The organism is Scardovia wiggsiae F0424, from assembly GCF_000269605.1.
Taxonomy (GTDB): Bacteria; Actinomycetota; Actinomycetes; order Actinomycetales; family Bifidobacteriaceae; genus Scardovia; species Scardovia wiggsiae.
On the sequence record NZ_AKCI01000001.1, the window covers coordinates 1,094,602 to 1,115,486 of the forward strand.

Annotated in this window: 10 protein-coding genes; 2 read left to right on the top strand and 8 right to left on the bottom strand. The window is 55.3% G+C overall.

Annotation, left to right across the window (positions count from 1 at the left end; all coding sequences use genetic code 11):
- Window positions 1–355 precede the first annotated feature (355 nt).
- A complete protein-coding gene (locus HMPREF9156_RS0104900) occupies window positions 356–1,501 on the top strand; it encodes an ATP-binding protein (RefSeq protein ID WP_007147670.1) in 1,146 nt (381 codons plus the stop codon).
- Window positions 1,502–1,581: 80 nt separating this feature from the next.
- On the opposite strand, the gene pulA is transcribed toward HMPREF9156_RS0104900, so the two are convergent.
- The 3 genes from pulA to fmt all read right to left on the bottom strand — a co-directional run bounded on the left by pulA (window position 1,582) and on the right by fmt (window position 9,881).
- On the bottom strand, window positions 1,582–7,179 hold the full coding sequence (pulA, locus tag HMPREF9156_RS0104905) for a type I pullulanase (RefSeq protein ID WP_007147671.1): 5,598 nt from the start codon (window positions 7,177–7,179) through the stop codon (window positions 1,582–1,584).
- 196 nt (window positions 7,180–7,375) lie between these two features.
- Window positions 7,376–8,908: an RsmB/NOP family class I SAM-dependent RNA methyltransferase gene (locus HMPREF9156_RS0104910; protein WP_231198072.1), complete on the bottom strand. Its 1,533-nt coding sequence runs from the start codon at window positions 8,906–8,908 to the stop codon at window positions 7,376–7,378.
- The gene (fmt, locus tag HMPREF9156_RS0104915) at window positions 8,901–9,881 is read right to left on the bottom strand and encodes a methionyl-tRNA formyltransferase (protein WP_007147673.1); all 981 of its coding nucleotides are present in this window, start codon (window positions 9,879–9,881) and stop codon (window positions 8,901–8,903) included. The genes HMPREF9156_RS0104910 and fmt overlap by 8 nt, the downstream gene beginning before the upstream one ends.
- A gap of 188 nt (window positions 9,882–10,069) precedes the next feature.
- Between fmt and HMPREF9156_RS07060 the strand changes: the two genes are divergently transcribed.
- Complete coding sequence (locus tag HMPREF9156_RS07060; RefSeq protein ID WP_017147525.1) at window positions 10,070–11,416, top strand: MFS transporter; 1,347 nt, start codon at window positions 10,070–10,072, stop codon at window positions 11,414–11,416.
- Between the two features lie 35 nt (window positions 11,417–11,451).
- On the opposite strand, the gene HMPREF9156_RS0104925 is transcribed toward HMPREF9156_RS07060, so the two are convergent.
- The 5 genes from HMPREF9156_RS0104925 to HMPREF9156_RS0104945 form a co-directional block, all read right to left on the bottom strand.
- Window positions 11,452–13,758: a primosomal protein N' family DNA-binding protein gene (locus tag HMPREF9156_RS0104925; RefSeq protein WP_231198073.1), complete on the bottom strand. Its 2,307-nt coding sequence runs from the start codon at window positions 13,756–13,758 to the stop codon at window positions 11,452–11,454.
- Between the two features lie 41 nt (window positions 13,759–13,799).
- Window positions 13,800–15,038, bottom strand: a complete 1,239-nt coding sequence (metK, locus tag HMPREF9156_RS0104930; protein WP_007147676.1) for a methionine adenosyltransferase — start codon at window positions 15,036–15,038, stop codon at window positions 13,800–13,802.
- 131 nt (window positions 15,039–15,169) lie between these two features.
- Window positions 15,170–15,460, bottom strand: coding sequence for a DNA-directed RNA polymerase subunit omega (gene rpoZ / locus HMPREF9156_RS0104935; protein ID WP_007147677.1), 291 nt, complete (start codon window positions 15,458–15,460; stop codon window positions 15,170–15,172).
- A gap of 155 nt (window positions 15,461–15,615) precedes the next feature.
- Window positions 15,616–16,560 (bottom strand): aldo/keto reductase, encoded by a 945-nt coding sequence (locus tag HMPREF9156_RS0104940; protein WP_007147678.1) that lies wholly within the window; start codon window positions 16,558–16,560, stop codon window positions 15,616–15,618.
- Window positions 16,561–16,745: 185 nt separating this feature from the next.
- Window positions 16,746–20,834, bottom strand: coding sequence for a DNA-directed RNA polymerase subunit beta' (locus HMPREF9156_RS0104945; RefSeq protein WP_007147679.1), 4,089 nt, complete (start codon window positions 20,832–20,834; stop codon window positions 16,746–16,748).
- Window positions 20,835–20,885: the final 51 nt, after the last annotated feature.

The following is a 20,885-nucleotide window of genomic DNA, read 5'->3' on the forward strand; positions in this document are numbered from 1 at the left end:
CCTTTCATGCTCTGCTCCCCACATGCTGGTGGTAAAACACGCAGATACAAAAACCATTATGGCGGTTTCCCGCAATTTTTGATTTTGTATCTGCGTGTTTTACCACCAGCTAACCAGATAAGCGGAACCTTACCCCCCTCCTCCTGAAAACACCCGGGACATACCTCAGGTATCACTGTAAAAACGGGGTTTAGAGACTTCCCCCCCTCTCCCGGTCTCCTTGTTATCCCGGAAAATATAAAAGAATAAAGTATAAAGAAATATAAATCCAGACTTGAAATATAAAGGAATATAAAATATCCTGGAGTATATAAAGAAATATAAAATATTATTACGCCCGCACGCAGGAGATATCATGAACCCATTCAACCCCGGTTTCGGCAAAAAGCCCGAAATATTCCTTGACAGGCAGTTCTTGGTACAGAAAGTGACAGACGAACTGGAAAACCCGAACAGCCCTTACCGGACATCATTGATATACGGGCTCCGCGGATCAGGAAAAACAGCATTCCTTACCGACGCCAGCACAGCAGTCGCAGCGAAAAAAGGATGGATAGTCCTCAACCTTGCTATGAGCGACAGCATACTCCCCAATCTTATCGTCGAACTCTACCGGAAGGCGAACAGCCCCCTGCAAAAGCTGTTCTCCCAGATTAAGGGGGTCAATATTTCAGCATTCGGGGTCGATTTTTCTATCGGGTCATCGCAGCCGTCGCTGACAAGCTATCAGACGCTTTTTGCAGATATGCTTGATAAGCTCAGATCCCGCGGACTGGACCTCTTCATCACCATAGACGAAATTGACAATACGCCCGCCATCAAGGAATTCGCGTCACTGTATCAGCTGATGCTGCGTGAAAATTACAGCCTTGCGCTGATGATGACGGGCCTGCCTCACAAGATTTCTGAGCTGCAGAATGATAAGATCCTGACATTCCTCCTGCGAAGTTCACGGATAAATCTGGAGCCTATTGCGCTGACATCCATCAAATACAGCTATCAGAAAAGCTTCCGCGACGCAGGGTTCACGGTTGAAGATGCAGCCTTCACAACGATGGCAAGGATGACCGCAGGATACGCATATGCCTTCCAGCTTCTGGGCTACCAGATATGGAACAGGGCTGCGCAGGGCGCGCCTGTGACTCCGGGCCTTCTTGAACAGGAAGTGCCCGAATTCAAAATGCAGCTGTTCCATAATGTGTATACGAAAGTTTTCCAGGAGCTGTCCCCTAAAGACCGGGAGTTCCTGCTCGCCATGGCGCAGTGCGTCAACGGCGCATCAGCCGTGCCGAGGGTACCCACGAATACGGGCATTGCGAATGTCAGGATAAGCGATATCAGCGGGCGCATGGGAAAAGGGCCGAATTATATTTCAATGTACCGCAGGCGGCTGCTTGACAGCCAGATCATACAGGCCACAGGCCATGGGACAGTCAGTTTCACCCTTCCCTTCATGAGCGATTTTATCATTGAAAACCATGAATTATATGCGGGAGATTAACAGCAGAAAGGCAGGGGCGGCAGGCTTTTACACCTGCCGCCCCTGTCCGTGAGCCGGTTTCGAAACCAGCTGGGATGCACTTACCTCAGGGAATCATCCCCTTTGCCATGCAGCCCTGTGCTCGACGATCCGTCAGCCTCCTGCTGCTTACGGACTATGAGCACTATTACCGCAAGGGCAACAAGCACTATGAGCACAGTAACTGTCGTCCCAATGCCTACACCTGTCTGGGACAGCTTTAACGGATGGTGGGACCGGCCAGACTGGCCGCGCTTGTGCCGGCCGGCGGTGCCGCCCTTCTTTGCAGGACTGTTATCCCGCCCGCGCGGAACAGAGCCGGCGCCGGCAGTGCTGCCCTTACGCGAGGGCGCCGCCTGGCTGCCGGGCTTCGCCGAAGTGCCCGGTGTCCCGTTATTGCCTGGCTGCTTGCCAGGCTTGCTTGGATCCGCAGGCTTACCCGGAGCCTCCGGACTACCCGGATCTGCCGGATCGGCAGGTTTGCTCGGATCTGCAGGATTATCCGGATTCACAGGAGGATTCTGCTTCTGAGTAACATCCAGCTTTTCGCTGGCAAGCACATGCGAGCTGTCGGCATCCTTATCCGTAACTGCAACAGTATGCTCACCGACCGCAGTACCGGCAGGGATGGTGACATCCGCCTCTGCGCGCCCCTGCGCATCAGTAGTTACCACAGCCAGTTCAGCCGGGACGGATTTCAGCCACAATTTATACTGGGTGTTGGGCTTCAGGCCCTCAACAGTTGCGTGTACTGTGCCGCCGGCTTCTACGGTATGCTTATCAAGCTTCAGCGCAGGCGTCGGTTCCGGTTCCGGTTCCGGCTCTTCAAGAAGCTGCCCTTCCCTGAGCACTACCGCACTCAAAGCCGGGACCGTATAAGTACCGTCAGACTGCACTTCAGCAAACTTCGGCGAGCTGCCTGTGCGGACATTCTTAGCCCCATTCCTGACAATGGAAGCTATCTCATTGACGGCAGCCTCATCAACCTTGCCTTCAGAAGCCACCACAGTATACTTGGCATTCTTCAGGCCGCTGATCTTACGCCCTTCCGTATTGGCATTGAACGCAACAACATAGGTACCTGTCGGATCTGACAGCTCGAATGCCAGGGTACCGTCCGCCTGGGCAAGCACCCTGCTGTGTGCATTGAGATCTGCGAAACCCTTCTGGCGCAGGGCAGGGACAGCCTTACGCAAGGCAATAAGCCCGCGTACATAATCTGCCGATGCCTTGTACTCGCTCAGACGGTCCCAGTCAACAGCATTAACGCTGTCAGGCTTATTGTAGCTGTTATCATCGCCGCCTTTGGTACGCATGAAGGCCTGCCCGATCTGGATCTCCGGTATGCCCTGCGACAGCAGGACCATTGAGTTTGCAAGCTCATCACGCTTTGTGATATTCTGCTCGCTTTCCCCAGGCATACTGGCTTTCAGCTTATCATACAGGGTGAGGTTGTCGTGGACTTCCACATACTGCACTACCTGCGACGGACCGCTGTAATTCGTATTGGCATTGCCGTTCGTGCATGGCGTAGATCCGCTGCGGTTCTGGCAGCCCAGGAAATTATTGGCAAGCAGGTTTTCCTGCCCCTTGTTCCCCTGGACGAACCCCTTCGCCTTCGAATCGAACACGCTGCCCTTAATGGCATCGCGGTACGAATCATTGAAGAAGCCGATCGTAGATTTATCTGTTGTCAGTTCACGCGCATTCGGCTGTATGGACATTTCGCTCTTGGGCATCGTGGAATTCATATCCCAGCCTTCGCCGACGATCATGATCGACGGATCGATCTTATCAAGGGCGGCACGGACTTCCTTCATAGTTTCCTTGTCGATAAGGCCCATAAGGTCGAACCGGAAACCGTCGATATTGTAGTTCTTCGCCCAGTAGGTGACAGAATCCACAATATACTTGCGCATCATGGCACGCTCAGAGGCGGTATCATTGCCGCACCCTGAATTGCTCACGAGGTTCCCGTTGCTGTCATAACGGAAATAGTATCCCGGGACCACCTGGTTGAAAACATGCTTATTGGCGTCATACACATGGTTGTAGACCACATCCATGATCGTGCGGATACCGGAATCATGCAGCCCCTGGATCATCTGCTTCATCTCCGTGATGCGGGTGGCAGGGTTAGCAGGGTCGCTTGAATAGGATCCTTCGGGGACGTTGTAGTTCATAGGGTCATAGCCCCAGTTATACGCCACGTTATTCCCGATCTCGCCATTGATATTGTTGAAATCATACATCGGCATGATCTGTACATGCGTAGTGCCCGACTTCTTCAGATAGTCCAGGCCTGTGGATTCGCCTTTGGAATTCTTAGTGCCTTTTTCGATAACGCCAAGATACTTGCCCTGCTTATCTTTGGATACGCCGGAAGTATCAGACTTGGAGAAATCACGGACAGACATTTCAGTGATCACTGCATCAGTCGGGCTGCTGAATGCAGGCATACGGCTTCCCCAGTGTGCAGGCTTCATCTGCTCGGGGCTGAGGACTACTGAACGCCCGCCATTGGCTGTAGAGGCACGGCCATACGGGTCAGCCGACTCATTCTTCCTGCCGTCAGCAAAACCGACAGTAAAATCATATGCGAGATTCCTGCAGTCGCCAGGTACCGTGACGGTCCATACGCCTTTCTCGCCCCGCTGCATATCATATGCCTTGTCAATTTCAGCATCAGGCTTAGTGCCTTTATAGGTATTAAGCTTGACCGATGCTGCTGTAGGCGCCCATATCTTAAAGGTTGTGCCTTCAGGCGTATAAGAAGCGCCAAGGTCATCCCCGCTGTAGGCATATTTCTTATCGAATGCCTCCGTGCGTACTACAGAACCTGCAACAGCTGTCGCTTCGTTGTAGCCGGCTATCTTTACCTTAACAGCTGAGTCCGGTGCGATCTCAGACTCTGTAGTGATAACCACCTTTGAACCGTCAACTACCTTGAACGACTTGATTTTTGCCGTATCCAGGGAGATCTTCCCCGCAAGGTCGCTTTCGCTTACGGGGCGGTTGAGCTTAAGGGTGATCTCATTAAGCCCGCTGATCTCAGCGTTCGTGATCTTGTTGGAGGTATCGACATTATTGGGGGATGTATACACAGTCGTATCGCCCGAGACTATCCAGATCTCTGCCTTGGCAGTATCTGTGCCTGTCATCGTGATGGCAGACCACGGGATCTCACGGTCGCCGTTAGCATCCTTGCCGTTGCCTTCACGGCCTTTCCATGCACTGCCGCCGTAGCGGATAATGAATTTCGGATGCTTGACTGAATCACCCTGCAGGGAGTACTGTGCGATCTTGCCGAACGAATCGTGGCTCCTGAAAGTAGCCGGAAGGTTATCAGCTATACCGTCAGCCCACTTCCATACGTCCCAGCCGGCATAATTATTATCTGCACGCCGGTAATGGATGGTTACATCCAGCTTCCTGATAGTTTTGCCTGCATCAGCCGGAGGATCAGTGTAGGTAGTTTCATCACCGCCCTGCACCCACACTTCAGCCGAGCCGCCGGAAGTGTCGATTATACGGTCCTTCTGGCCGTCCTTATTCCAGTCCTCAGTGGTAACGATGGCTCCCAGATGGTCGAAAGCCCCATCGAATTCCATGGTGAATACTTTGCCGAAAGCATCATCAGCCTGGTTGAACTTGTAATGCTTGCCGTCAAGCTGGGTACCGTCTTTCTGCGTACCCCACACATAGACACCGCGCTTATCTGCAGCAGCATCACCAGCTTTCGGCTTGTAATGCACTGTCAGCTTCGTTTTGGGCTGGTACTTGACAGGGCACGGATTGGCGGCCGTTATTGTGCCATCAGCAACAGTGATGTCTTTCTTTTCCGTGACGGTGAAGTTCCCGTTAGGGTTACCGGCAGGATGGTCCCAATTATTGTTGCCGTCGTTGAAAACGAATTCCAGTTTCCCGTTGACCAGAGGCACCGAAGCGGAATAGTAGCCGTCGCAGGCTTTGGTCATTTTATCCCCGGGGACTTTCGTCCATCCGTCAGCAGTCCCCGCCGCCTGATGGTGGATATGAGGATTGCTCCAGCCAGTCCTGTAATAAACAGTAATACTGTTATCAGTGTCTTCCTGTTCCGGCTTAGGCTGGTCTTCAGCCGGATCCAAGGGATTGGACTTCTGTCCGCCCTGCCAGGTGCTTTTGAGCGCCTTTGTATAGATCGCTACAGCAGAATGCGCGGGGACCGTTGTTTCAAACGAGCCGTCTGCACCGACAGTAACAGTGGATGAGCAGTCGCCTGCTGCGTACACGTTGCAGTATTCCCCTGCCGGGAGCGATGATGTGAATGTGCGCCTGATCTCTTTGTCGGAATTGTTGATAGCCAGATAACCGGTCTTATCCCGTTCGAAACTGATAGCGTCGGATCCGTTCGACCACCAGTTCGTTACCTTTCCGGTGACATTATTGTGGAACCCGACCATGCCCCGGATAGCGGTCCAGCGCTGTACGCAGAGCCAGCCTGAATCCGTGGAGCACACGGTATCGGGGACTGTGGTATCGGTGGCGCCCGGCGCGCCGGAATCATGCCCGGCCTGGGAATCCTCGAATTTATAACCGGAATTGATGCTTGGCGTGCCATATCCGTAAGCAAGCATAAATGCATTGGCCAGAAGGTAGCGTGAGCCGTCCTTATAGCTTAGGGTGCTGCCGTTGCGCTCAGTATCCCAGTTGGAAACGAACACCCCGGCCTGCTGGGAAGGCAGAAGCTTGTTCTCAATATCTTTAAGTCCGGCGACACCGCCAAAATTGCCGTTGAATGCATTCTTCAGCGAATACGCAAAGTCCATTTCGTGGACTTCACCGGTACCGGTGTAATTCTTCGGCTGGATCTCAGCTGCCTCGCTGGCATTGCCGAGGGTCTCCTGGTTCCAGTAGATCTTATCTTCTGCGATGCCTGACTTTTGGGCAAGCTTAGCTTTAATGGCACTGACATCTTTAGGATCGATATGCTTGACTGCATCTACACGGAATCCTGCGACCCCCATTTTCAGGAGTTTCGCCATATACCCCGCTATAGTGTCCTGGACATGTTCCCTGCTGGTATCAAGGTCCTGCAGCCCGGACAGGCGGCAGTTCCATACTTCCTGGGCATCATGGTAATTGCCGATATTATGGTCGCACGTATGGAAATCATCCTTCGTGTACCCAATCGCAGGGAAATTCCCTTTGGTATCAAACGTGCTGCCCGCAGTCCCTGCGCCTTCCTCACGGTCTATACCGGTAGTATGGTTGATAACAGCGTCAGCAATGACGCCTACGCCCGCAGCACGGCACGTAGAGATCATCTGTCTGAATTCAGCTTCAGTCCCCAGCTTGGAATTCAGATTATAACTGGCGACCTGGTATGACGTCCACCACTGCTTGCCCCTGACTGTTTCCTGCGGAGGCGACACCTGGACGTACCCTACGCCTTCAGGGCCGTAGGTTTCCGTACATTCCTTCGCAATAGAATTCCAGTTCTGCTGGAAAGCAGTAACGGTTACGTTCCGGTTCGTAGAAGACGCTGCCCCCTGCGCCGTAGCCGTATTGGCCGGCATCGTTGCATATGCTTTAGGGGTCAGGCCTGTGAAACCGATGAGAATCATGGCGGCTGCCGGCACAATAGCCAGTATCGCCTTTGCAATTCTTAACTTTTTCATCCCTAACCTTACTGTCCGCGCACCCTTCGGTGGATGCGTACTGTTGATTTCCTGCTAATATGCACGCCAGCGGCTCCGTCTGCGTGCAAAATTAGACCGTTCAAATAGTGACTCTCTGATTTTACAAAATTTCCTCATCTGCGTCCACCGAACCCGGCTATAGCGTGTCACCTGAAAACATAATCTTCAGGGAAGCTCACTGTATTTTATGCAGAAGGCTGATGAACATCTGGTCCGTATTATGCAGGTGTTCAAACAGCTGTACGTCGCCGGCACGGGAAGGGAGCTGGATCCCGGGATCAGCAGAAATACCGCGGATAACTGCGGCCGTATCCATGCGCCGCATATCGGGATGGGAACTAAGGAAGGGGTCCACTATACGCGCCGTTTCCGCGACAGCCGGGGAACATGTTACATAAGCTATAGTCCCGCCCGGTTTCAGCGCCTTATATGCGGAAGACAGAAGCCCTTGCTGGAGGGCCGCAAGCGCAGCAACATCCTCAGGCTTTTTCCTCCATCGGGATTCAGGCCGGCGGCGAAGGGCTCCGAGCCCGGAACACGGCGCGTCTACAAGTATGCGGTCGAATGAATGCGGATACAGTTTCCCCAGTTCGCGGCCATCATGTTCAGTAACATTTTCTGTCCCTGCGCCTAAACGTCTGAGGCTGCTGTGTACGAGATCCGCCCGATGGTGCGCAGGCTCATTGGCAAGGACCGCAGCTCCATGCTGCGCAGCATACGCAGCCAGGAGGGCCGCTTTGCCTCCGGGGCCGGCACACATATCAAGCCAGCGCTCGCCCCGGCTGACCGGCGCCGAAAAGGCAAGCGCCAGTGCTGCCAGCTGGCTGCCTTCATCCTCGACGCCGCACAGCCCCCGCCTGACCGATGGCAGTGTTTGGGGATCGACGCCTTTAACATGTACGGAATACGGCGAAAAACGCCCATGCCCGCATGTCCCCCGGGTCCCCGCGATGCCATGCACTTCCGCCATAACATCTTCAACATTGATAAGCCCGGGGCGGGCGCACAAAACAACGTCCGGCGGTTCATTATCGGCTGCAAGCATCGCCTCAAGCTGGCCCTCAGCACCGGCCCCTCCCTCAGCAGCCTGGTACTGGCTGTATCCGGCCCCTTCCCACGCTTCACGCAGCAGGCTGACGATCCACTCGGGATGGGAATACCTCACCGACAGCCGCTTATCCTTATCTTCTTTAGGGATACGCGATACAACCAGGGACTCCCATTCCTGGCGGGGGCGCTGCGTGACTGTGCGGAGCACTGCATTCACAAATCCGGGCAAAGGGCCCGGCGCATACTTACGCATGATGTCCACATTCTGCGAGACAGCAGCATAACCGGCTGTCCCCATGAAAAGTATCTGGTAAACCCCGCTTCGAAGGATATCAATGGCCTGGGCACTTATCCCGGCAACAGGGCGACGGGCAGCAGCGCTGATAACGGTATCAAGTAGCCCCTGCCAGCGCAGGGAGCCGTATACGGCTTCAGTAACAAACGCTTTATCCCGCGCATCCAGGGCAGAGCGGGAAAGCTCGCGCGGTACCAGAAGGTTTGAAAAGGCGCCAGTACTGTGTACGCGCGCAAGCAGAAGATACGCCAGCTCACGCGGGTTGCCGGCCTTACCGGCCCCCGCGCCTTTACAGGCCGGCCGTGCTGCTTTCTGTTTGTTATTCTTACTATGCCGCCGCCGACGGCTGTAATGCTCAGTCACAATAAGCACCTTCAGACAGCCTTGCCCCCCGGGCCCAGTCCGCTGCAGCCATCTGTTTTTTCCCCTGCTGCTTCACCTGGTCAAGTTCCAGCGGATCAGTAAGCGTCCCTATCCATACATGTTTTTTCGATACGGCAATCATGCCCGGCCGGAGCCCTGCAGGCTTCTGCGGATCATCAGACATATCAGGATGGGCACGGACAACAGTGAGTTTGATGCCCCCCTCTGCTCCCTGTGCATCCGTCTCCGTACGGTTATGGAGCAGGCACCATGCACCGGGCTCTGGCGTGCAGGCACGGATCTGCCTGTCAGCAGCAAAAGCAGGCACATCAAACCGGATCCTGGCATCATCAGGATGTATCTTGGGGGCAGGTTCAAACACCCCTTCAGGCTGCTTAACCAGAGCCAGATGACCGTCTGCTATGCCTTTCAAAGCTGCACACAGAAGGTTCGAGCCGTCTTCGGACAGCCGGCCAAGCAGTTCGCCGGATGTTTCATGAGCCCCTATCTCAACCGTTGACTGTGCGGCTACAGGGCCGTTATCAAGGCCGGGACCGATCTTAAACACTGTAGCGCCCGTAACCGTTTCACCCGCCCAGATAGCCCTCTGCACAGGGGCTGCTCCGCGGTACTGAGGCAGCAGGGAAAAATGGAGGTTGAACCATCCGAGGGGGACAGCATCCAGCGCGGGCTGGCGCAGGATACTGCCGTATGCCACCACAGCGGCAATATCAGGCTTGAAACGCTCGACTGCTTCAAAAAAACCGTCCGACGTGGGCTTATCCTCGATCACCGGCAGGCCGAGCTCCATAGCTGCAGCTTTCACAGGGCTTGGCGCCAGCCTGCACCCGCGTCCCTGCGGGGCATCAGGCCGGGTAAGGACAGCAACGACTTCCATACCCCCGCCCGCGGAGGCGAGGGCCTGCAAAGGTTTAATTGCCGCTTCAGGGGTACCGGCAAAAAGTATTCTCATACCTGCCTACTTTAGCGAAAGGGCTGACTACCGCAGCCGGCTGCAGCACCTTCCGTCATCCAGACGGCAGCTATGGCACGGCAGCAGAAAACGCCTTGCATTTTTACTCCCTCCCCCCCCGTATGAAACACCCTGACCGACATTGCACGCACAGGGAAGCTCGCACTATATAATGCAGGAAAGACGGCATGCACCATACTGCAGGAGGATCGGTAATGCGGCGCGGATCATTATGGACAATACGCAACTACCGCTGGTGGTTCCTTGCCGATACTACGGATGTCCTGGCTGTTACTGTGCGGAGCTTTGCCGTATCCCTGCTCGCATGGAAGGTATCCCATTCTGAAGCCGTAACGGGGGCTATCGTCGCACTCGAAAATATAATCAACCTTGTTATGATGCCGATTGGCGGTGCTATAGCTGACCGCTGCAACAGGCGCCGACTCATGATAATCGAGAATACCGCCGGCATAATACTTTCCGTTATTTTTACAGTCCTGGTTGCTGCTAACCTGCTCAATACCTCCCTGCTTATTGCCGTCACTGCTGCCTATGGCCTTCTCGTAGGCCTGTGCGGTACTGCAAATGATGCTATCCTGAAATCCCTTGTCCCTACAGAAAAATTTGCCAGCGCACAGGCGATCCGGGAAACCCGCGAATCAGTGGTAGGCCTGCTTGGCGGCACTGCAGCGGGATTCCTGTACAGGGTTTTCCCCTGGTTCCCTATAGCCTTTGCAGCGGTTTTCTATGCTGCCAGGCAGACAGCTACGCTTCAGCTTCCCTCTCAGGGAGGGGAAGAGGCCCTCAAGGGCGGCAGCAGCGGCCCGGGTACTGGTGGAAAGCCGAAAAATGGCGCAGACGAAGTAATCCCTGCCCAGGAAATACCTCAAAGGCAGGACCCCCTTCACAGCTTTATCCGCACCCTCCGCGAGGGGCTGGCCTGGGCCATGTCAAAAAAGAAGTTCATGGCAGCACTCGCCGTCGGGGCTACGGTCAATATTGCATTTACTGCAATCGTTGCCGGAGCCCAGATATACCTCATAGCTCAGGGGACGGATTCCATACTGATAGGTTTGCTTGATTCAGGCATGGGGACACTGACCCTTATCGGCTCGCTTCTGGCGAACTGGGTATCCAGCCGTATACCTACCGGAAAGCTTATTATCCTTTCTCTCGCCTTTGACACCCTCTGTTTTATCCCCCTGATCTTTTTCCATTCCTACACGGCTGTCCTGATATCCCTTTCACTTATGGGGCTTCCGCTGCCATCGCTCAACACAGGCCTGTACGGATTCATATTCGGGAAAACGCCGGATACCATGCAGGGGCGCGCCACAGCAGTATTTGAAACAGCAGTAGGCATTTTCGGCGCAGTGACGCCTGCAGCTATAGGGCCGGTGCTCCAGCTGCAGTATGGGTTCACTATAACTGCTGTGATTGCAGCAGTTTTTGCCGCTGTAAGCCTGGTTATTTCTATCGCAACATCACTGCGCACAGTCCCCCGGCCTGAAAAATGGGAAGATACGGACCTGTGAACCGGACCATCTGAGCCGTTCAAAAACGGAATATATCAGCTCAAATTTTTAGGGTCGATCTGGATATGCAGTTCCCCTTTGACGCGGGAAGCTGCATGCTTCGCCGCTGCAGAACGCAGCCGCCGGGACAGCGTCCCGGTCCGGTCCAGGCTGGCCCGTACTACAGCACGCACCCGGTCATTGCTTCCCTCAAGCTGACGGTCAGAAATATTAGACGGCTCCGGTATGGAGACAGGGCCCAGTACTGACGGGATGCCCGAGGGCAGCAGGGCAAGATCAGATTCTGCACCGGCTGCGCCTATATCCGCACCGATATCTTTAAGCACCCATTCCACAACTTCACGCCGCCCCCATATATTCGCCGCAGTAACGGAAGGGGGCATGCCGGCCTCCTTACGCTCCTCGACCTCTTTTCGAGCCAGATACGAGGGGTCCCACGCAATCAGGGACTGCGCTATCGCAGGCTCGCATTCCCCCAGGAGGAGTACCTGCCCGCCGTCCTCATGGGACGCACACAGTGCAGCCGCATGCATCCACGCAGTGAGGATATCAATACGCGAATCCATATGCGAAGCATACAGACTTGTCCATGTATCAACAATGGCAACAGCCCTGTAGCTTGGATGATAGGCGCCGTCAACATTCTGGTAGGCGGTATCAGACTTTTCCACGCCGATGCCTTCACGGTGCTCCATGCGCGTCAGCCCTGTACTGACTATCTGCGGTTCGGCCCCGGGGGAAGCTATGACTACCTGAGGCCTGTCTTCAATACATTCTATGGTACCGCGCGGCTGGTTTGGAGTGGAAGTAACGATCCGCGTACGGGGAAAAAGCCCGCGGAGCTCCTGGGCCGTGCCCAATGCCCCTACACGGATAACGCGCATCGCGCTGCCCCCGCAATGAGGACAGGACCACTGCGACGCTGCAGCACCGCACCATGCGCAGCGCGGGGATCCATCCCTGCGCAGGGCCTGCTGCAAAGGCCCGGAACACCGGAGGCAGCGCGCCTGGCGGCGGCACCGGGAACAGATAAATACCATGGACTGCCCGTCATGCGGGACACATAGGAGGACAGAGCCGGACCGCAGCGCATTTTTGAGTATGGAGACTGCGGTATGCGGGATACGGGCACCGATTGCGGGGTCAGCAAGGCGCTCAAGCTCCTCACGGTTGAACAGCCTGACCCATGGCATTGCTTTCTTCAACGGTGCCGGCAAAGGGCTCACTTCAATAGCCTGCCCCACCTCTATGGCAGCATCCCCCGACTGCCTTCCTGTCACTTCCCACTGGCTCTGCGGGCTGCGGCTATGGCCCAATGCGACAAAAATGCCTTTGTGCCCGCGGGCGCGCAGGCGCATAACATCACGCACATTGGCATAGGGGGTAAAACCGTCTGCATTCTGGTAAGCGATATCATCCACCGCAACAAATACAGCATTGCCCTGCACGGGGGCGTACATTGCTGCACGGGTGCCGATCACGCACTGTACAGCCCCCTGCGCAACCGCCATATACGAACGGTAGCGTTCCTCAGGGGTCATAGCCCCGGCAAGGACGCAGTAGTCCCCATTCCACACGCCCCGCCTCGAGCGCAGCGCAAAAGGAAGGAACCCCGCAGCCTGCAGCTGCTGATGGACAAGCCTAATATGCGCGATATCCGGAAGCTCAACTATTATCGGCCTCTGCGAAAGGAAACTCCTGCTGATCAGCCATACGATATCATCAGCCCATGCAGTTACTCCCGGCATGGCATTCCAGACAATACCGGCCGGAGAAGATCCTGACCATGCCCGCTCCACGTCGTCGATATGCCCGTAAGACGCCTCCACACGCCGGGTCTGCGCCTCATACACCTTCCGGGCACTGTCCGGCAGCTTTCCCTGTACGGGCCGCGCTGCCGTCGGCTGCGGTTCTTTGTCTACCTTTGCCACGCGGGAGGGGATGGCAAGACGGATGATATTAGCCCGCGTACCCGCAAAATAATCCGCTATCTCTTCAATATCACGCCTCATCTGCCTGGGTGCAACGGGCGAACTGCCTATAACACGCTCAATGAATTTCAATGAGCTGCGGGGCGTGCTGCTGGATTCCACGCGGTCCCAGATAATGCCGTTGACAAGACGGCCGCCGAAACGCACGCGCACGCTCATCCCCGGTACAGCGCTGTCGGAATGTTTGTCTTCAACAAGATAATCAAAAGCCTGGCCCAGATTTGCAGCCTGTACGTCAATAACCACCTGGGCAACAGGAAGGCGGGCCGCCGGCACCTTAACATGCGCAGAGCTTTTCCTCCTGCGCGGCGCCAGGCCATCCAGGGCCATCTGCTCGCCTATTATTACCATAGTTTCAGATTACTACAGCCATATCATTATGTCATTGTATGTCATTGCTGCCGGGCAGCAGACAGCGCAGCTTCCCTGAGCTCGCCGGCTTTATCTGTCTGTTCCCACGTAAAGCCTTCATCTGCCCTGCCGAAATGCCCATATGCCGCAGTTTTGCTGTATATCGGCCTCAGAAGGTCCAGTTCATCAATAATAGCCGCAGGGCGCAGGTCGAACACCTGCCGGACCGCCTGCGCAAGCACAGGATCAGTTATCCCAGGGCCTGTCCCCGTCCCCATCGTATCGACAGTAACAGATACCGGTTCAGCCACCCCTATTGCATACGCCAGCTGGACCTCAGCTTTACGCGCAAGCCCTGCTGCAACAATATTTTTGGCGACCCACCGGGCAGCATATGCTGCAGAACGGTCAACCTTGCTGGGGTCTTTTCCCGAAAAAGCGCCGCCGCCATGATGGCCCACACCGCCATAAGTATCAACGATGATTTTCCTGCCCGTCAGACCGGCGTCAGCAGCAGGTCCGCCAAGCACAAAAGAGCCCGTAGGGTTCACCAGGAGCCTGTAATCATCATGCCTGACTGTGCCGCCCCTGCACGAGGCCAGCGTACTGTCAAGCACCGGCTTGATAACATTCCGGATAAGCTCCCCGCGCAGCCATTCCTGGGAGGCCTCCGGATCATGCTGGGCAGAAATCACTATGGTATCGACCCTCCGCGGCACACCGCTTCCATCATATTCCACCGTTACCTGCGTTTTACCGTCAGGCCTCAGATGCGCAACGATCCCCTTTTTGCGCACATATGCCAGCCTTTCCGCCAGCCGGTGCGCAAGTTCGATCGGCAGAGGCATAAAGGCGTCAGTCTCATCACAGGCATACCCGAACATGATCCCCTGGTCGCCGGCACCCTGCACGGCATAGCGTTCCTCCTGCGTTGCGGCCTGCCGGGATACGCCTGCATTGATCTCAGGGCTCTGTTCGTTGATAGATACAAGGACCCCTGCAGAACCCGCATCCAGCCCGATGTCCGAACTGGTATACCCTATACGCTCCAATGTCTCGCGCACTATCTGATTGATATTGACATACCCTTCTGACGTGATCTCGCCAAAAACAAGGAACTGCCCTGTCGTTGCACACGTTTCTACTGCTACATGCGAAGAAGGGTCCTTCTTAAGGAGCTCATCAAGGATAGCATCAGATATCTGGTCGCATACTTTATCGGGATGCCCTTCCGTAACAGATTCAGACGTAATGAGCCGAATATCCTGTGCAGCTGCCATATCAAACCTGCTTTGTACCTGTCGCCATAAAACCGTTATAAACTGCTATAAAACTTGCCCTGAAACAAAATCCCCGCACCGTAGGGGCGGTACGGGGATCCCTATGATCATAAGATTATTTAAAGCTGAGATCAGTTCAGCACGCCTTCAGACAGATCGTCCTCACCAAGCGTCTCCTCAAGGAGGCCGTCATTGATCTCACGGAAAGCAATAGTCAGAGGCTTTTCCTGGTTCTTGTATTCTACCAGGGGTCCGACGTTCTGGAGGAGGCCCTCATTCAGCTGCGTGAAATATGAGTTGATCTGACGGGCGCGCCGTGCAGCAAACATAGCAAGCGCATACCGCGACTGGGCATGCTGGTCGAGCTCATCAATCGGCGGGTTTGCCAAGCCTTCAGGCTGCGGGACTGTACCTAATGCCATTTTTCTCCAATACCTGTATACGGAACCTAACTGTGTTAATACTTCCTAATACTATACTCCGGCACGGCGAAAACTGGAAGGGCCGGTATCCAGCTTTCTGCGCCGGCAGTGCCGCAAGGCTGCAGCAGCCCGATCTTCCCCCGATACGGCATCCCCTAATACTTTTTCTTAGCGGTAAAAAGGCCGAACCGCTGCATGCTGGAAAACATCCTGGCATAACCAAAAAGTGATTTGCCGGTATCCAGCGCATCTATCTGGTTCATATCGGAATCGGAAAGCTCAAAATCCCAGATATCAATATTTTCTTCGATCCGCTCCCTATGCACCGATTTCGGGATAACTACGATATCGCGCTGTACAAGGGACCTGAGCGCTACCTGCGCGGCAGTCTTGCCGTACTGTTCGCCAATCTCAGTAAGGACAGGATGGGTGAACAGCCCGTTCTTGCCTTCTGCAAACGGCGCCCATGATTCAGGCTGGATCCCATACTCGCGCATAATGCCCAGCGCCTCGCGCTGCTGCCAGAATACATGGTTTTCTATCTGATTCACGGCAGGGATGACATGCGCGCGCTTTGCCAGATCGACAAAACGGTCAGGCTCCATATTGGATATGCCTATCGCACGGATAACACCGTCATGGCAGAGGTCTTCCAGTGCACGGTACGCCCACAGGTAATTGCCCACACCCTGATGGAGCAGGACCAGGTCCGCATAATCTGTCCGCAGCTGGGCCAGGGAATGCCTGATGCTCTCTATCGTTTTATCATATCCGTAATGGGTGATCCATACTTTTGTTGTCAGGAAAATATCTTCGCGCGGGACGCCGCTTTCTGCTATGGCTTCGCCGACAGAACCTTCATTGCGGTAAAACTGTGCAGTATCAATAAGGCGGTACCCGCATTCCAGCGCATCCATAACAGCTTTTTTGCATTTGGAGCGCCCGGATATCTGGAATACGCCGAAACCTTCCTGCGGCATGGCAACGCCATTATTAAGCGTAACGTACGGGACCTTATGCGGAAGCGGTTTGCTCAACGGTTCGCGGGCTTCCCCGCCTTCCTGTGTCCCCTCAGAATCTGTGCTGGCAGTACCGACCATATATGGCCTCCCGGTTACATATTTACTTACGTATATTGTAATCTTTCCAAGGGCCCGGCGCAAACGGGGGAAGCCCGTTATACGCTGTCTGCGGACATGCAGAAGCCCGGCACAGCATAATGCCGGCCGGGCTTGATGCTTACCTAAATACTTATAACCTTGTACGCTGTCTCCAGCGCCCCGGGCTATTCCTTGTCCGGCTTCACATCCGGCAGCCCGGTAATATCCGGGAGCGGTGAGCCGGAAGCCGTATCAGGACCGAGCGGATCGGTACCGTCCAGCCCCAGGCCGCCGCCAAGGTCATTAAGGAAATCATCAGGATTGAAATCATCGCTGATATTGAGCTGGTTGAAATCAATACTGTTAAAATCGATACCATCCAGGCTCTCATTGCTGTTGACTTCAAGCTCCTTAGGCTCCTCGCCCAGGCCGAAGCTCGGGTAGATCGTGTCGCGGATCGCCTTATCAGGCTCTACCTGGGCATTGCGGTACCGCGCAAGGCCGGTACCTGCAGGGATAAGCTTACCGATAATGACATTCTCCTTGAGGCCCTTAAGGTCATCGACTTTCTGCTGGATCGCCGCTTCAGTAAGGACACGGGTAGTTTCCTGGAAGGAAGCCGCGGACAGCCATGATTCAGTCGCCAGGGATGCCTTGGTGATACCCATAAGTTCCGGGCGCCCGTCAGCAGGGCGGCCGCCTTCAGCGGCAACCTTGCGGTTAGTTTCGCGCAGGATCTGGCGGTCAACAAGCTCACCCTCAAGATACCTAGTATCACCCGGAGAGGTGATAACTGCACGGCGGAGCATCTGGTGCACAATCACTTCAATATGCTTATCGTGGATATCCACACCCTGGGAACGGTACACATCATGGACGCCCTCAACGATAGAAACCTGGGCTGCGCGCGGGCCAAGCACCTCAAGGATGCGCTTAGGATCCACAGAACCCTCAATCAGCGCAGTACCTGCACTGATATGCTCGCCATCCTTGACAAGGAGCGGCACACGGCGTGTCACCTTATACTCGAAGTTCTCATCGCCTTCATCCGGGGTGACCGTAATAGTACGGCCCCGCTCATTATCTTCGACATGTACGGTACCGTCCACATCGCTGATAGGCGCCTCGCCCTTCGGCGTGCGGGCTTCAAAAAGCTCAGCAACACGCGGAAGGCCCTGGGTGATATCAGATGCTGATGCAACGCCGCCGGAGTGGAAGGACCGCAGCGTCAGCTGGGTACCAGGCTCACCGATAGACTGCGCAGCCACGATGCCTACAGCTTCGCCGACATCGACAAGGCGGTTCGTTGCCAGGGACCATCCATAGCACTTTGCGCAGACCCCACGCTTAGATTCGCAGGTCAGCACGGAACGTGCGCGCACGCTTGACACCCCGTGGGCAACAAGGTCTTTGAGCACATCCATGGACAGGGCTTCATCCCGGCGGTACAGGACCGTCTTCCCGTCGGAAGGGTCAACAACATCTGCAGACAGCAGGCGTGAATACGGACCGCCGTCAGCATTCCTGACAAGCTGGAGGTTGCCGTCCTCATCAGGCTCAGCCACAGTAACAGCAAGCCCGTGCTTAGTCCCGCAGTCTTCTTCGCGGACAATAACATCCTGCGATACATCCACCAGACGGCGGGTCAGATATCCCGACTCTGCCGTACGGAGTGCCGTATCAGCCAGGCCCTTACGGGCACCATGCTGTGAAATGAAGTACTCAAGCACTGACAGCCCGTCACGGTAATTGGATTTGACCGGGCGGGGGATGATCTCGCCCCGAGGGTTCGCCACCAGGCCGCGCATACCGGCGATCTGGCGGATCTGCATCCAGTTGCCGCGGGCGCCTGACTGGACCATGATATTCACATTATTATCCTGGTAGAAGTTATTCTGCATGGCGTCAGCAACCTTATCGGTGCATTCCGTCCACAGGTTGATAAGCTCCTGCCGGCGCTCTTCTTCAGTAAGAAGGCCCATAGCATACTGGTCATTGACCTTATCAGCCTGGGCTTCATACTCGTCAACGATCTGCTTATGCTCCGAAGGGGCAACGATATCAGAGAATGCGATAGTCACGCCTGCCCACTGGGCACGGGTGAACCCAAGGTCCTTCAAAGCATCCAGCGTTGCAGCAACCTGCTCGGTGGAATACCTGGAAGCGATATCGTCAACTATGGACGACAGCCTGCCCTTAGGGACCTGCTCGTTGATATACGGATAATCCTCAGGGAGTGTCCCGTTGAACAGGATACGCCCGTAGGTCGTGGCAAAAAGCACGCTGCCGTCTGCAAAACGCTCTTCCCTGGCAACATCGCTTTCACCCTCACGCGGGTCCCTGACCTTGACTTCGCCCGGCTCCCAGTTATCGGGGAGGACAAAATCTGAGCCGACGCGAAGGAGTATCTTAGCCTGCATATCGATCTCATGCAGGTCAAGCGCCATGCGCGCCTCTTCTATTGACCCGAAAATACGGCCCTGGCCCTGGGCGTCTTCCTTTTCAGTGCTCAGATAATACAGCCCGAGGATCATATCCTGGGAAGGCATAGTTACAGCGTGGCCGTCCGCAGGCTTAAGGATATTATCCGACCCGAGCATCAGGGTGCGGGCTTCAGCCTGGGCTTCAGCACCCAGCGGAAGGTGGACAGCCATCTGGTCGCCGTCGAAATCTGCGTTGAATGCTGCGCAGGCCAGAGGGGGCAGATGGATAGCCTTGCCCTCAACAAGCACGGGTTCAAACGCCTGGATACCCAGACGGTGCAGCGTAGGTGCACGGTTGAGCAGTACAGGATGGTTGGAGATGACTTCCTCAAGGACATCCCAGACCACGGAATCGCCGCGGTCCACCATACGCTTCGCGCTCTTCATATTCTGTGCATACTGCTGTTCCACAAGGCGCTTGATGACAAACGGCTTGAAAAGCTCCAAAGCCATAGACTTCGGCAGGCCGCACTGATGCATGCGCAGGCTCGGCCCCACAACGATCACGGAACGCCCGGAATAATCCACACGCTTGCCCAGAAGGTTCTGACGGAAACGCCCCTGCTTGCCCTTGAGCATATCAGAAAGCGATTTGAGCGGACGGTTCGATGCGCCTGTAACGGCACGCCCGCGGCGTCCGTTGTCAAAGAGGGAATCAACAGCTTCCTGGAGCATGCGCTTTTCATTATTAAGCATGATCTCCGGCGCATGAAGCTCGATAAGGCGCTTCAGACGGTTATTGCGGTTGATCACGCGGCGGTACAGGTCGTTAAGGTCAGATGTTGCGAAACGGCCGCCGTCAAGCTGGACCATTGGCCTCAGATCCGGCGGGATGACCGGGATAACATCCAGGACCATATTTGCCGGGCTCTTGCCTGTGTTGATGAAAGCCATAATGACTTTCAGCCGCTTCAGGGCACGGGCTTTGCGCTGCCCGTTGCCGTTTTCCACATCTTCACGCAGCTGGGCTGCTGCACCTTCGAGATCGAAATCCTGAAGGCGCTTCTTTATAGCTTCTGCACCCATGCTGCCGTCGAAATAGTCGCCGTAACGGTCTTTCATTTCGCGCCACAGGTCTACATCGCCTTCCATATCGCCCGGCTTCAAAGCCGTGAAACGGTCCCATACCGCGCCGATACGGGTGATCTCGTCATCATAACGCTGGCGGATCGCCTTCAGATCACGCTCTGCACTGGTATGGAGCTTTGTTTTTGCCTTTGGGTCGGCATCTTCCGCCTCAAGCGCTGCGAGATCCTCTTCAAGCTTCCTGGAACGCTTGTCAAGCTCGCTGTCACGGCGGTTGCTCAGGCGCTCAACTTCCGAGTCAAGCTCAGCCTGAAGGTCCGGAAGATCCTGCTGGCGCTGCTCCTCATTGACCGCTGTCACCATATAAGCGGCGAAATAAATCACTTTCTCCAAGTCTTTAGGGGAAATATCCAGCAGATACCCGAGCCGGCTTGGCACACCCTTAAAGAACCAGATATGCGTTACCGGGGCGGCCAGCTCGATATGGCCCATACGCTCGCGGCGCACACGGGAACGGGTCACTTCAACACCGCAGCGTTCGCACACGATGCCCTTGAACCGCACCCGCTTATATTTGCCGCAGGCGCATTCCCAGTCACGGGTCGGCCCGAATATCTGTTCGCCGAACAGGCCGTCTTTCTCAGGCTTAAGGGTCCGGTAATTGATGGTCTCCGGCTTCTTGACCTCTCCGTAGCTCCAGCTGCGGATATCATCGGCACTCGCAAGGCCTATGCGTACTGTATCAAATGCATTAACGTCCAGCACTGTTTATCCTGTCTGCTTAGTTTTCCAAATTCTTTTCTTACAAATTGCCGG